Annotated in this window: 7 protein-coding genes and 3 pseudogenes; all 10 read left to right on the plus strand. The window is 59.8% G+C overall.

Annotated elements, in window-relative coordinates; all coding sequences use genetic code 11:
- Window positions 1–153: 153 nt before the first annotated feature.
- The 10 genes and pseudogenes from DXA70_RS00345 to DXA70_RS00390 all read left to right on the plus strand — a co-directional run bounded on the left by DXA70_RS00345 (window position 154) and on the right by DXA70_RS00390 (window position 14,328).
- A pseudogene (locus DXA70_RS00345) lies at window positions 154–2,075 on the plus strand (glycoside hydrolase family 2 TIM barrel-domain containing protein).
- 78 nt (window positions 2,076–2,153) lie between these two features.
- Window positions 2,154–5,159 carry a glycoside hydrolase family 3 protein gene (locus DXA70_RS00350; protein WP_128117228.1) on the plus strand — a complete coding sequence of 1,002 codons (3,006 nt, stop codon included), beginning with the start codon at window positions 2,154–2,156 and terminating at the stop codon, window positions 5,157–5,159.
- Window positions 5,160–5,288: 129 nt separating this feature from the next.
- Window positions 5,289–6,854 (plus strand): MFS transporter, encoded by a 1,566-nt coding sequence (locus DXA70_RS00355; RefSeq protein ID WP_128117229.1) that lies wholly within the window; start codon window positions 5,289–5,291, stop codon window positions 6,852–6,854.
- 159 nt (window positions 6,855–7,013) lie between these two features.
- A complete protein-coding gene (locus DXA70_RS00360) occupies window positions 7,014–8,483 on the plus strand; it encodes a histidine kinase (RefSeq protein ID WP_128117230.1) in 1,470 nt (489 codons plus the stop codon).
- Window positions 8,480–9,268, plus strand: a complete 789-nt coding sequence (locus DXA70_RS00365; RefSeq protein ID WP_022256717.1) for a response regulator — start codon at window positions 8,480–8,482, stop codon at window positions 9,266–9,268. The genes DXA70_RS00360 and DXA70_RS00365 overlap by 4 nt, the downstream gene beginning before the upstream one ends.
- Window positions 9,269–9,479: 211 nt before the next feature.
- The gene (locus DXA70_RS00370; protein ID WP_243000896.1) at window positions 9,480–10,511 is read left to right on the plus strand and encodes a TRAP transporter substrate-binding protein; all 1,032 of its coding nucleotides are present in this window, start codon (window positions 9,480–9,482) and stop codon (window positions 10,509–10,511) included.
- 12 nt (window positions 10,512–10,523) lie between these two features.
- The gene (locus DXA70_RS00375; protein ID WP_022256719.1) at window positions 10,524–11,078 is read left to right on the plus strand and encodes a TRAP transporter small permease; all 555 of its coding nucleotides are present in this window, start codon (window positions 10,524–10,526) and stop codon (window positions 11,076–11,078) included.
- A gap of 3 nt (window positions 11,079–11,081) precedes the next feature.
- Window positions 11,082–12,382: pseudogene (locus DXA70_RS00380) on the plus strand (TRAP transporter large permease).
- Window positions 12,383–12,593: 211 nt separating this feature from the next.
- Window positions 12,594–13,394 carry a DUF975 family protein gene (locus DXA70_RS00385; RefSeq protein WP_128117231.1) on the plus strand — a complete coding sequence of 267 codons (801 nt, stop codon included), beginning with the start codon at window positions 12,594–12,596 and terminating at the stop codon, window positions 13,392–13,394.
- Window positions 13,395–13,430: 36 nt separating this feature from the next.
- Window positions 13,431–14,328: pseudogene (locus DXA70_RS00390) on the plus strand (hypothetical protein).
- Window positions 14,329–14,347 lie beyond the last annotated feature (19 nt).

A 14,347-nucleotide genomic window follows, 5' to 3' on the forward strand; every position in this document is an offset into this window, starting at 1 on the left:
TTTGGATTTGGAAGCAAAAAACCGAATATCCTCTCAAAACGACCACTTTTCGCAACCATCTTGCAAAAAATATTTGCTTTGATAAAATACTGACGAACGAAAACGAACGGAATGAATCCCGTGAAAATACGACCAAGTTTAAGGAGACGACTTATGCGCAAAATTGTCCGACTGATGAAAAACTGGCAGTTCATCGGCCCGGAGGGGAACACCACTACCGTGGACCTGCCCCACACCTGGAACGCCATCGACGGCCAGGACGGCGGCAACGATTACTGGCGGGGCACCTGCGTCTACCGCACCAGTTTTGCGGCTCCGGCCTTTGAGGAGGCCAGCCAGCAGGTCTGGCTCCAGTTCGAGGGCGTGAACGCCAGCGCAAAGGTCGTCTTGAACGACACCGAGGTCTGCGTGCACGACGGCGGCTATTCCACGTTCCGCGCCAACATCACCACCTTGCTGCGAGAGGAGAACACCCTGACCGTGGAGGTGGACAACAGCGTCAACGACCGCGTCTACCCCCAGAAAGCCGACTTCACGTTCTATGGCGGCATCTACCGTGACGTGAGCCTGCTGGTGGTCCATAAAGATCACATTGCACTGGGCCATTACGGCGACACCGGCGTGAAAGTGACGCCCACCCTGTGCAAGGATCACACCGCCGACATCCGGGTGGAGACCCGCCTCGAGGGCGAGGGCACCGTCCGCGTCACCCTGAATGACGCCGAGGGCAACACCGTGGCCGCCGCCGAGGGCAAAGACGTCACCATGACGCTGGCACACCCCCACCTGTGGGACGGCGTGAAAGACCCCTACCTCTACACCTGCGTGGTGGAGCTCGAGCAGGGCGGGGAAGTGGTGGACACCGTCCGCACCCGGGTGGGCGTCCGGAGCTTCCGGGTAGACCCCAAGAAAGGCTTCTTCCTCAATGGCCGCTCTTACCCGCTCCACGGCGTCTCCCGCCATCAGGACCGCAAGGGCCTGGGCAACGCCATCACCCGGGAGATGCACGAGGAGGATATGACTCTCATCCGGGAGCTGGGTGCCAACACCATCCGGCTGGCCCATTATCAGCACGACCAGTACTTCTACGATCTGTGCGATGAGTACGGCATGGTGGTCTGGGCTGAGATCCCCTACATCTCGGAGCACATGCCCAACGGCCGGGCCAACACCATCGCCCAGATGGAAGAGCTGATCTACCAGAACTACAACCATCCCTGCATCGTCTGTTGGGGCGTCTCCAATGAGATCACCATTTCCACCAAGGATAAGGCCGACATGCTGGACAACCACCACATGCTCAACGACCTGTGCCACCGGATGGACCCCACCCGCCTGACCACCCTGGCCTGCTACGCGATGTGCGGCCCGTTCAACCCGGTGGCCCACATCACCGATCTGGTGAGCTGGAACCTCTACCTGGCTGGTATGTGCCGGGGCTGTTCCTCAACGACCTGTGGCTCAACTTCTTCCATTTGGTGTATCCCAACCGTGCGCTGGGCTTCTCGGAGTACGGCGCCGAGGGGATGCCCAACCTCCACAGTGAGCACCCCCGCCGGGGCGACCACACCGAGGAGTATCAGGCAAAATACCACGAGTACATGCTCCGCTGCTTCGACCGTCACCCCTGGATGTGGTCCACCCACGTCTGGAACATGTTCGATTTTGCAGCCGACGCCCGCGACCAGGGCGGCGAGCCGGGCATGAACCATAAAGGTCTGGTCACGTTCGACCGGAAGACCAAAAAAGACAGCTTCTACCTTTATAAGGCCTGGTGGAGCGAAGAGGCATTCGTGCACATCTGCTCCAAGCGGTTTGCGGACCGCACGGCCAGCGAGATCGAAGTCAAGGTCTACTCCAACCAGAAGACCGTTGCCCTGTTTGCTGACGGCCAGAAGATCGCGGAGCAGACCGGCGAGCATGTCTTTACGTTCAAAGTGCCCCTTTCCGGCGAGGTCAAGCTGCAGGCTGTGGCAGGGGAGTGCATCGACACTGCGGCATTCCGCAAGGTGGACACCCCCAACCCCGGCTACAAGCTGGTCAAGACCAAGTCCAAGAGCGCCAACTGGGTGTAAGCCCGGGCGGATTCCCCAAGGCAAGCGCCGCCTTTCCCACAAAGCCGGCTATTGTATAAATAAAAAGGAGGAGAACCCATGAAGAACAAGAAATCCAAGGTGGGTCTATGGTCTGCTCTGACTGCCATTACCGCGATCCTGACCATCGCGGCCATCGTTGGCAATATCATTGCAAACCAGTACGCCACCACCATCAACGTTGCTCTGAATGCATCGACCTATAAGATCATTCACGACAGCAGCAACACCGAGGACACGGAGTACTTCAAATCCGATTTTGCTTCCGACGCGGAGCGTGAGGCTTATGAGGCTGAGCTGTGCGCTCAGGTCGAGGCCGAGGGCGCAACCCTGCTGAAGAACCAGAACGCTGCCCTGCCCCTGGCACAGGGCGCCAAGGTCAGCCTGTTCGGCCACGGTTCCGTGGACCTGATGTACGGCGGTACCGGTTCCGGCTCTGTCGATACCAGCAAGGCTCCCAACTTCAAGCAGGCTCTGGAGTCCCAGGGCATCTCCGTCAACGAGACCCTGTGGAACCTGTACAGCTCTGACTCCATGATGAGCAAGTACAGCCGCATGACCCCTGCTTCCATCTCCGATACCCTGGAGGCGAACACCCAGTATGCGGTCAACGAGGCTCCCTGGAGCGCTCTGTCCAGCGCGGAGAGCAGCTTTGCTGAGTACGGCGACGCTGCCATCGTGGTCCTCTCCCGTTCCGGCGGCGAGGGTGCTGACCTGCCCAGCGGTGAGAATGGCACCAACGACAGCTGGATCTCCGGCCAGGAGGGCGACGGCAACTATCTGACTCTCTCCGCGGAGGAGCTGGAGCTGCTGCAGAACCTCAAGGCTCTGAAAGACAACGGCACCTTTAAGTCCATCATCGTCCTGCTCAACAGTTCCAACGCCATCGAGCTGGACTTCCTCAACCCCGAGATCTGCGGTGAGGATTACGGCATCGACGCTGCCATGTGGATCGGCGACGTGGGCCAGACCGGTATCAACGGCGTGGGCCAGCTGCTGTCCGGCGCGGTGACCCCCTCCGGCTCTCTGGTCGATACCTACCTGTACGACAACCTGGCAAACCCCGCCATGTACAACTTCTACACCCAGGCTTACCCCAACGCGGCAGAGTACAACCTGCTGACCGAAGGTGCCGACGTGCAGGGCATGTACAGCGTCTACCAGGAGGGCATCTACCTGGGCTACCGTTACTTTGAGACCCGCTACGAGGACGTGGTCATGGGCACTGCCAACGCAGGCGACTATGACTGGGCAACCACCGTTGCTTACCCGTTCGGCTACGGCGACAGCTACACTGATTTTACCTACAGCAACTTCAACGTCACCGAGTCTGACGATGCCTTTGACATCAGCCTGACCGTGACCAACTCCGGCAAGACCTATTCCGGCAAGGAGACCGTGCAGGTCTACTTCCAGTCTCCCTACACCGATTATGACAAGGCCAACGGCATTGAAAAGGCTGCAGTCGAGCTGGCTGGCTTCGCAAAGACCGATGTCCTGGCTCCCGGCGCTTCCGAGACCGTGAACATCACCGTCAAGAAGAGCGAGCTGCGCACCTACGATGCCAACAAGGCCAAGACCTACATCGTGGACGCTGGCGACTACTACTTCGCCGTGGGCACCGACTCCCACAACGCCCTGAACAACATCCTGGCAGCCAAGGGCTACACCGTGGAGAACACCAACGGCCGTATGACCGCTGATGGCGATGCTTCTCTGGTTTACACCTGGAACAACCCCGCTCTGGATACCACCACTTACGCTGTCAGCGCCAACGGCACTGCCATCACCAACCTGTTTGACGAGTCCGACCCCAACAAGAGCAGCGACGCTCCCGGCGCTGTCACCTGGATGAGCCGCTCTGACTGGACCGGCACCATCCCCACCGCTCCTGCACAGCTCACTGCCAACGAGACTCTGGCTGCTGACCTGGCATTCACCCAGTACGACGGCAGCCTGGCCGACAGCGTGGAGATGCCCACTCTGGGTGCAAAGAACGGTCTGGCCCTGGCTTCCATGATCGGCAAGGACTTTGATGATCCCGAGTGGAATACCCTGCTGGATCAGCTGACCTATGACGAGATGGTCAACACCATCACCCTGGGCTTCCACAACACGGCCGCTGCCGCCTCCATCGGCAAGACGGCTACCAAGGACGAGAACGGCCCCCAGGGCCTGACTGCTGCCCTGACCGGCGGCGCGTCCGCCATGTGCTACACCTCTGAGGATGTCATGGCTGCTACTTTCAATGTGGACCTCATCAACGATGTGGGCCGCTGCATTGGCGAGGACTGCCTGGCTATGGGTTACTCCGGCCTGTATGGACCCGGTATCAACATGCACCGCACCGCTTACTCCGGCCGTAACTTCGAGTATTACGCTGAGGATCCGTTCATTGCTGGCACCATCTGCGCTGCCGAGGTGCAGGGCATCCAGTCCAAGGGCGTGTACGTCTACCTGAAGCACGTTGCCCTGAACGACTCCGAGACCAGCCGCCGCGGCGTGAACACCTGGCTGAACGAGCAGACCGCCCGTGAGATCTATCTGGAAGTGGCCGATAAGGCCATCACCGATGGCGGCGCGTGGGATGTCATGACCGGCTTCAACCGCTGGGGCGCTACCTGGTGCGGCGCAAACCAGAACCTGCTGACCGGCTTCCTGCGTGAGGAGCTGGGGATGCGCGGCATGTGCATCACCGACTTCTCTGGTTCCAGCCAGTACATGGATCTGGTGGACGGCCTGATCGCCGGTTCCGATATCTGGGACAGCCCCATGCCCAAGATCCACACCACCAAGGCTGCTAACTATGAGAACGACGCTTACATTGTGACCCAGATGCGCAACGCAATGCATCACATCCTGTACACCGTCGTTAACTCCAACGCCATGAACGGCTGGGCATCCACCGATACCCTGAAGACCGTGACCCCCTGGTGGCAGACCGCAATCTATGCACTGATCGCTGTGCTGGCTGTGCTGACCGTGCTCTGCGCATGGCAGCTCAGCAAGGCCCTCAAAGCCAAGAAGAGCGCTGTGAACACCGCTCCCGCGGCGGACCAGCAGTAATCTCCAAGCAGATTCCTTCCTCTTCTTTTCATTTCCCCAAGGATCCCCCGCAAGAAACCCAAGGCAGCCTGTCCCCCCAACAAAAGGCGGGCAGGCTGCCGCTTTTTTAGAAAAAAGGAGACACCGCAAATGGGTGAACAAACCGCAAAGGCGCCGGGCCTGAACCGCGCCAAAACCTACCAGCTGGTGCTGTTCCCGCTGAACAACGGCGCTACGAACGTGTACTATGTGCTGGTGCTTTCCTACATCGCTACTTTCGGCAGCAAGGTGCTGGCCCTCTCCATGCTCTTTGCCTCGGTCATGGTCACGGGGATGCGCCTGTTCGACGCCATCACCGACCCCATCATCGGCGCGCTGATGGACCGCACCAACGGCAAATTCGGCAAGTTCCGGCCGTTCATGGTCATTGGCAACCTCATCATGGCGGCCAGCATCCTGGCGCTGTACTGCCTGACCCCCCTCATCCCGGCCAGTGCCATGGGCCTGCGCTATGCGGCCTTTGTGGCTCTGTACGCCGTCTGGGTCATCGGCTATACGTTCCAGACCAGCTGCACCCGCTCCGGCCAGACCGTGTTGACCAACGACCCCAAGCAGCGCCCCCTGTTTACCATCTTCAACACGGTGGGCAGCCTGCTGGGCATGGGTGCCATGCAGTTCTTTGCCCCCATCCTGGCCAAGAACTATGAGGGCGGCTACGCTTCCGCCGGGTTCTTCCGCACCCTGGCTCCCGTGGGCATCGTCATCTCCATTCTGCTCACCCTGCTGGCCGTTATCGGCATCTGGGAGAAGGATCAGCCCAAGTACTTCGGCATCGGCGGCGAGGTCAGCGAGAAGGTCAAGCTGCACGAGTACCTCCAGATCATCAAGAACAACAACCCCATGCAGCGGCTGATGGTGGCCGGTGCCGGCTGCAAGCTGGCCCTCTCTATCGCCACCAACACCACCGTGCTCTGTATGCTGTACGGCTGCATGATGGGCAATTACGACGGCCTCTACCTGCCCATGATGGTGCTGGGCTATGTGTTCAGCGTGCCCTTCTTCCTGCTCACCGTCCGCACCAGCCAGAAGCAGGGCCAGAAGGCCAGCCTGATGAAGTATGTCTCCGTGGCGTTCCTCTGCTACATCGGCGTGCTGGTGCTGCTGCTGCTCTGGGGCAAGAGCGATGCGTTCACCCTGTCCATCATGGGCGAGAACGGCCTGTCGATCAACCTGTACACCATCCTCTTCATTGCATTCTTCGGCATCGGCTATGGCGCTTACTACGCAACGGCTGATATGCCCATCCCCATGGTGGCCGACTGCTCCGACTACGAGACCTACCGCTCCGGCAACTACATCCCGGGCATCATGGGCACCCTGTTCAGCCTGGTGGACAAGCTGGTCTCCAGCCTGTCGGCCACGGTCGTCGGCATTGCAGTCAGCTTTGTCGGCCTGGAGAGCCTGCCCACCCAGTACGACCCCTACACCCCCGGCATGAACCGGGTGGTCATCGTGCTGTTCTGCATCATCCCCATGGTGGCATGGGCTGCCACCCTCATCGCCATGAAAGGCTACAGCCTGACCGGTGAGAAGATGAAAGAGATCCAGGCGGTCAACGCCTGCCGCCGTGACGCTGTGGCCAACGGCATGAAGCTGGAGGAAGCCATGACCAAGTGGCAGACCCTCGACCAGCTGCCGGCCGAGTACCGCGGCTGAGGGCTGACCCCTTGACCCTATAAAACCAGAAAGGCACCGCGCTCTGCTTCCCGGAAACGGGGAGGGGCGCGGTGCTTTTTGGTTCAGCTTGCACTTTGCCCGCAAAAACACTATACTAAAGAAAATGCGAAACGGACAAAACAGCGGGGAGGGGAGAAGATGGCAGAGCAACGGGTGCGGGAACTTTCGCTGCGGCGGAAAGTGACCGGCTGGCTGGGGGCGATTCTGGCCGTGACGCTGGTGTCCATCGGGATGGCTACCGCTGTGGGGCGGTGGACCAGCACCGCCTTTGACGCAATGCTGGCCGATAACAGCGCCTGTTACACCGTGCAGGATGCGCTGGCGGCGGAGACCAAGGCGTTCTCCCGGATGGTGCGGGAGCCCTCGCAAGAGAACACGGAGGAGTATCAGACGGCCTGCGAGATCACTGAAGCCAGCCTGGCGGAGCTGCCCTTTGATTATGAAAAGATCGGCGAGGACCGCTACGCCCGCACCTGGAACCTGCTGCAGGGCTATGCGGGCTACCAGAAGTACCGGGACGCCTTTTTGCAGATGACCCCGGCGGCGGATACCTATGTGGACCAGATGTACCGGGTGATGGAATTGCAGGATTACCTCTCCGAGTACGCCCTCCGGCTGACGCAGGCCACATTGGAGCAGGAGAACGCCGCTTACAGTGCACAGGCCGACCAGCTGGAGCAGCTGCCCTGGGTGTATCTGGGGCTGTTCCTTATGGCGCTGGCATTGATGCTGGTGCTGCTGGATATGCTGTCCCGGGCCGTGGTGCGGCCCCTGCTGGCGCTGGCGCGGGCTTCCCGCAGCATCGCGGACAACGATTTTTCCGGGCAGGATCTGCCGGTCCACAGCCAGGATGAGGTGGGGCGGCTGACCGGGACGTTCAACCAGATGAAGCACGCCATGCAGGAGCATCTGGCTACCCTGAACGCCCTCCACCGGGAGGAAGTGCGGAATCTGGCCCTGGAAAAAGACCTGGATCACACCCGAATGGAGATGCTCAAGAGCCAGGTGAACCCGCATTTCCTCTTCAATACCCTGAACATGATCTCCTGCATGGCCCGGCTGGAAGACGCCGAGACCACCGACAAGATGATCGTCAGCCTGGGCAACCTGTTCCGGCACAACCTGCGCACCAAGCAGCAGGAGGTGACGCTGGAAGAGGAGCTGGACGGGCTGGAAGATTACATCTACCTCCAGCAGATGCGGTTTGATGGACGCATTACCGTGGAAAAGCAGATCCTGGTAGACCCGGCGCGGGCGCGGCTGCCGTCGTTTACATTGCAGCCCGTCATTGAGAACGCGTTCTCCCACGGGCTGAAAGCCTGCGAGGAGGGCGGGCGCATCCTGCTGCGGGTCTGGCGGCAGGGGAGAATGCTGTACGTTACCGTGGCCGACAACGGCAAAGGAATGACGGAAGAGGAACTTGCCGCTCTGAGCGAAAAAATGCGGCAGAGCGAACAGACCGGAAAGAGCATCGGACTGGGAAATATCTTCCGGCGGGTGTCCATGCTCTACCCGGATACAGGAAAAATGCAGGTGTTCAGCCGGGCGGGGCATGGCACCGTCATCCGGTTTGAGATCCCTCAGGGAGAAGAGGAGGAACGGGCATGAAGTGCAAGCTGCTGGTGGCGGAGGATGAGCTGATCGAGCGGAAAGTCCTCTGCAAGACGCTGCAAAAGTATCTGGGCGACCTGATTGTCCTGTACGAGGCCCGCAACGGGCGGGAGGCGCTGGAGCTGTTTGCCCGGGAGGCCCCGCAGGTGGTCATCCTGGACATTGAGATGCCCGGCTACACCGGGCTGGAAGTGGCCCGCAAGATCCGGGAGACGGACAAGAACTGCGGCATCCTCTTCCTGACCGGATATGATAAATTTGCTTACGCCAAGCAGGCCATTGCGGTGCGGGCGCTGGACTACCTGCTCAAGCCCTATAAGGAGCAGGAGCTGGTGTTTGCGGTAGAGGACGCCATCCGGCAGGTGTCAGCCCGGAGCACGCCGCTGCCGCCCCGGGCACAGCCTACGGCCCCGGCTGCCCCGCTCCACACCGAGGAAGAGGACGAGGATGTCCGCACCTCCATCATCCGGGCGGAGATGCTCTCGTTTATTGAAGCCCACTACCGGGAGGATATCTCGATGCAGGATGCGGCAACAGCCCTGCGCTACTCGGATGCCTATTTCTGCAAGAGGTTCAAGCAGTGCTTCAAGGTCAACTTTTCGGCCTACCTCAACGAGTACCGGGTGGGGAAAGCACGGCAGCTGGTGCTGGACCCCCGCCTCAGCCTGAAAGACGTGAGCACCGCCTGCGGCTATGCCGATGCCAACTATTTTACCCGGGTGTTCAAGCGGATCACCGGCAAGACCCCCTCGGAATACCGGCTAGAAAATTTAAACAACTAAAGTGTGGCAAAGAACCGGAAGCGCGTCTGATTTGGACGTGCTTCCGGTTCTTTTTTGCCAGTTTCTTTCTCCTCAGAGACGAAAAAATTGTACTTGGATACAACAATGACAAAATAGTCCTGCGGTTCACAAAAAATTCCCGTTTCGCGGCAAAGAACCCTTTGCTACAATAAATTTACAAACCGTGAATCGAAAAAGGAGGATACAACGCATGAAGAGAAGAAGATTCCTGTCGCTGATGGGCACGGCCGCATTGGCAAGCGGCCTGCTGCTGACCGGATGCGGCGGGGGAGAGGCTGCGGATGACCGCCGGATCATCCGCATTGGCCATGTGCAGTCGGCCAACCACCCCGACCACCTGGGCCTGACCGCCTTTGCGGATTTTATCAATGAGAAACTGGGGGACAAGTACCGCGTGGAGGTTTACCCCAGCGAGCTGCTGGGCAGCCAGACCGAGATGGTGCAGCTGACCCAGACGGGCGCCATCGACTTTGTGGTGGCCTCCAACGCCATCATGGAGACGTTCAGCTCCCAGTACCAGATCTTCAACCTGCCGTATCTGTTCTCCAGCGAGGAGGCTTACCACGCCGCCATGGAGGACAATGAGGTCACCGACCCGATCTTCCTGACCACCCAGAAAGCTGGTCTGGAGACCGTTACCTGGCTGGACGCGGGCACCCGCAACTTCTACACCGTCAAGACCCCCGTCAACCAGCCCTCTGACCTGAAAGGCCTCAAAATTCGCGTCCAGCAGTCTCCCACCAATGTGGAGATGATGCGTTTGCTGGGCGGCACCGCCACCCCCATGGGCTTTGGTGATGTGTACACCGCCCTGCAGGCCGGCATTCTGGACGGCGCGGAGAACAACGAGCTGGCCCTGACCGACAACGGCCACGGCGACATCTGCAAGTATTACTCCTACGACATGCACCAGATGGTCCCCGACCTGCTGGTGGCGAACTACGAGTTCCTCTCCAACCTCTCGCCCGACGAGCGGGCCATCTTTGAGGAGGGCTTCCAGCTCATCAATCAGGTGGAGCGGGATGCCTGGGCCGCTGCCGTGGAAGAGGCGAAGGACAAGGCCGAGAACGAGCAGCACGTCAACTTCCTCTACCCGGACACCGCCCCGTTCCAGGAGGCCATGGCACCCCTGCATACCTCGGTGCTGGCTGCCAACCCCGAGCTGCAGTCTATCTATGACCGTATTCAGGAATACAATGCTGAATACGCGTCCGCAAACTAAGGAGAGGCCAATATGGAAAAATTTCGTACCGCGCTGAACAAGGCGCTTGAGCTTCTGGCTGGCCTGAGCATGGCGGTCATGGTCATCCTGACCACCTATCAGGTCATTGCCCGTTATATCTTCAACTCTCCCTCCACCTGGTCGGAGGAGCTGGTGGGCTATCTGTTCGGCTGGAGCACCCTGTTTGGTGCCACCATCGTTTCCGGTGAGCGCGGCCACATGAACATCCCCATTCTGGTGGACCGGATGAACCCCGGGATGCGCAAGGCGTTCCACATCCTGTGGGAGGTCGTGGCGTTCCTCTTCTCCGCCACCATCCTCGTCTTCGGCGGCTTCCAGGTCTCCAAGCTGGCCATGGGCCAGCAGACCTCCTCGCTGGGCGTGGCAGTCGGCGTATTCTACTGGGTCATGCCCATCTGCGGCGTGGTCATCCTGTTGTATTCCATCCTGAACATCATCGGCATTGCCAACGGCACCATCTCGCTGGAGGTCGCCGATGAGGCTTCCGAGGCCATCGCCAAGGTCGAGGCCGAGAAAGCCGCTGCAAACGAAAAGAAGGAGGGCTAAACCGTGGCAATTCAAGCATTGTTGGTCATTCTGGCAGTCCTGCTGGTGCTGCTGTTCCTGGGCGTGCCCATCTCGTACGCCATCGCCGTTTCTTCTCTGACGGCCATCCTCTCGTCCATTGACCTGAACGTTGCCGTGCTGACGGCTGCCCAGCGCACGTTCGTGGGCATGAGCAAGTTCAGCCTGACGGCCATCCCGTTCTTCATCCTGGCGGGCAACATCATGAACCAGGGCGGCATTGCAAAGCGCCTGGTGGATTTCGTCATGTCCATCCTGGGCAAGCTGCCCGGCGCGCTGCTCATCACCAACATCGGCACCAACGCCCTGTTCGGTGCCATCTCCGGTTCCGCTTCCGCCGCCGCTGCCGCCGTTGGCTCCATGATCCGCGACGGTGCCGAGGAGCAGGGCTATGACCCGGCTGTCACCGCTGCTACCAACGCGGCATCCTCCTGCTCCGGCCTGCTGATCCCTCCCTCCAACGCCCTGATCACTTACTCGCTGGCTTCCGGCGGCACCTCCGTGGCTGCCCTGTTCATGGCCGGTTATGTCCCCGGCATCATCTGGCTCTGGCCTGCGCCGTGGTCGGTGTCATCCTGGCCAAGAAGCTGGGCTATAAGGGGACCCCCGGCAAGTTCGATTGGAAGAACCTCGGCGTCTGCACCCTGCGCGCTCTGCCCTCCCTCTCCCTGATCATCGTGGTCATCGGCGGCATCGTGGGCGGCGTCTTCTCCGCCACCGAGGGCTCTGCCATCGCCGTGGTCTACGCTCTCATCCTGGCATTCTGCTACCGCTCCATCAACCTCAAGAGCCTGTGGAAGATCATTGTGGACTCTGCCAAGATGTCCGGCATGGTCGTCTTCCTGGTTGGCGTGTCCAACATTCTGGGCTGGGTCATGGCGTTCCTGCAGATCCCCGATGCCGTGGCGGCTCTGCTGCTGGGCCTGACCAACAACAAGTACATCATCCTCCTGATCATGAACGTCATCCTGCTGGTGTCCGGCACCTTTATGGATGTTACCCCGGCGATCCTGATCTTCACCCCGCTGTTCCTGCCCATCTGCCAGAGCTTTGGCATGAGCACCATCCACTTTGGTATGATCCTCGTGTACAACCTCTGCATCGGCAACATCACGCCCCCTGTCGGCAACGCGCTGTTCGTCGGCATCAAGGTGGGCCGTACCAGCCTGGAAAAGATCCTGCCTTACATGCTTATGTACTATGTCGCCATCATCGGCGGCCTGCTGCTGGTCACTTACATCCCGGCAGTGTCCATGGCCCTGCCTCAGCTGACGGGCCTGGTGTAATGAGCGCATAACGGAACCATCTACTTTCTTCTCCTGAAAAGGCGGCACTTCTGCAATCAAGTGCCGCCTTTTCCTTTTGTGTGCCGGAAAAATTTTTGCCTGCCGGCCCGGGAAGCTGCAATTTTTCAGTGTGATGAACCGTATTTAAGAAAAAGGAACCAATTTCCAGTTGAAAGAAATGCGGTCCATTGCGGATAAGGAGGCTGCCGATATGAAACTAGCTGCTGATTACCGTGCTCTTGCCCGGGATGCCCTGCGTGGAAGATGGAAAACGGCGGTGCTGGCCGGGTTGCTCGCCAGTGCGCTGGGTGCCAATATTGTAAACGCAACCGGGAACATTACATCCAACGCGAACCGTGCCAACCAGAATTCCAACATCACGCCCGATGGTTACCTTGAGTTGTTTTCACAGGCCAACGGCGGCAGGCTGCTGGCAGTGCTGGTGGTCTGCATCGTGGTCTGGACCCTCTTCACCCTCGTGGTGGGCGGTGCCGTGCGGCTGGGATATGCCCGGTTCAACTTGAATCTGGCGGATGGAAAAGCGGCCGCTGTTTCGGACCTGTTTTCCCAGAAAGGCCGCCTGTGGGATGGCTTCTGCCTGAAATTTTTGCAGGGGCTGTATGTGGCACTGTGGTCGCTGCTGCTGGTGATCCCCGGCATTGTAAAATCCTACAGCTATGCAATGGCTCCGTACATCATGGCGGAACACCCTGCCCTGACGGCCAACGAGGCCATTACGGAATCGCGGCGGATCATGGACGGCAACAAATGGCGGCTGTTCTGTCTGGATTTCAGCTTCATCGGGTGGGAGCTGCTCTGTGTCCTCCCGATGCTGGCCGGGTTTTCGTGGGTCGTGGCAGCTTTCTCCGATGCAGCGGCCATGGGGATCGTCCTGGTGACGCTGCTGGCAGTTCCGCTGAGCGCGGGCTTTTTTGTAGTGCGCCCCTATGAGGAAGCCGCATGGGCGGTTTTCTACCGGGACATCACAGCGGCCGAGGCAGAAACCGAATGACCCGAACCGGAAAGCAAAAGGAGTACGAAAGACGGAATGAGAAACACTGCGATCTATCATCTCCCGGGGCTGTTTGAGTTTTACGAGCTGTACCGCCGGTTCCTGCCGCTGTTCCGGACACACCGGGAGTATTTCTACGATTGGTGCGAGATCGGTTCCCTCTACGGTGCCCCGGAAAACTGCCTCTGGGGCGGGGGACGCTTTTCCTGCGGGGAGTGTGATCCCCAGGCGATGATGGCCCTGCTGCGGGAATACGGCATCTCGGCCCGGCTGACATTCAGCAACTCGCTGCTGCGGGAGGAGCATCTGGCGGACGAGCGCTGCAACGCGCTTTGCAGGCTGCTGGCAGAAAGCGACGGCCCGCAGAACGGCGTCATCGTCCATTCCGACCTGCTGGCGGGCTACCTGAAAGAGCACTACCCGCAGCTTTATCTCGTCTCTTCCACCACCAAAGTCCTCACGGAGTTTGAAGCGTTCCGGCAGGAGACGGCCCGGGAGGATTTTGCCTATGTGGTGCCGGATTTCCGGCTCAATAAGGCCTTTGCCCAGCTGGAAACGCTTGCCCGGGCGGAAAAAGACAAGGTGGAATTCCTCTGCAATGAGTGCTGCTGGACGGGCTGCAGGGACCGCAGGCGCTGTTATGAGGTGGTCAGCCGCCAGAACCTTGGGGAAGACTGCCCGGATCACCGCTGTGCCGCGCCCGACGCGGCGCAGGGGTACCGCTTTTCCAAAGCCATGCGGAGCCCGGCGTTCATCGGGGTGGAGGATATCAAGGAAACCTATCTGCATGGGCTTTTCCAATTTCAAGATCGAGGGGCGGGGCCTGGGCAGTGCGCTGGTGCTGGAATTTTTGCTCTACTATCTGGTCAAGCCGGAGCACCAGCTGGAAGTCCGGGAAGAAATTTATCTCGACAACATGCTGGACTTGTTCTGACCGCCTGCGTGCAGGGTTG

The sequence above is a fragment of the Faecalibacterium sp. OF04-11AC genome (genome assembly GCF_003460645.1).
GTDB lineage: Bacteria > Bacillota > Clostridia > Oscillospirales > Ruminococcaceae > Faecalibacterium > Faecalibacterium prausnitzii_I.

Excerpts from the sequence above, each read along its gene's own strand:
- DXA70_RS00350 (WP_128117228.1), top strand. The coding sequence starts at position 2,154 with ATGAAGAACAAGAAATCCAAGGTGGGTCTATGGTCTGCTCTGACTGCC.
- DXA70_RS00355 (WP_128117229.1), top strand. The coding sequence starts at position 5,289 with ATGGGTGAACAAACCGCAAAGGCGCCGGGCCTGAACCGCGCCAAAACC.
- DXA70_RS00360 (WP_128117230.1), top strand. The coding sequence starts at position 7,014 with ATGGCAGAGCAACGGGTGCGGGAACTTTCGCTGCGGCGGAAAGTGACC.
- DXA70_RS00365 (WP_022256717.1), top strand. The coding sequence starts at position 8,480 with ATGAAGTGCAAGCTGCTGGTGGCGGAGGATGAGCTGATCGAGCGGAAA.
- DXA70_RS00370 (WP_243000896.1), top strand. The coding sequence starts at position 9,480 with ATGAAGAGAAGAAGATTCCTGTCGCTGATGGGCACGGCCGCATTGGCA.
- DXA70_RS00375 (WP_022256719.1), top strand. The coding sequence starts at position 10,524 with ATGGAAAAATTTCGTACCGCGCTGAACAAGGCGCTTGAGCTTCTGGCT.
- DXA70_RS00385 (WP_128117231.1), top strand. The coding sequence starts at position 12,594 with ATGAAACTAGCTGCTGATTACCGTGCTCTTGCCCGGGATGCCCTGCGT.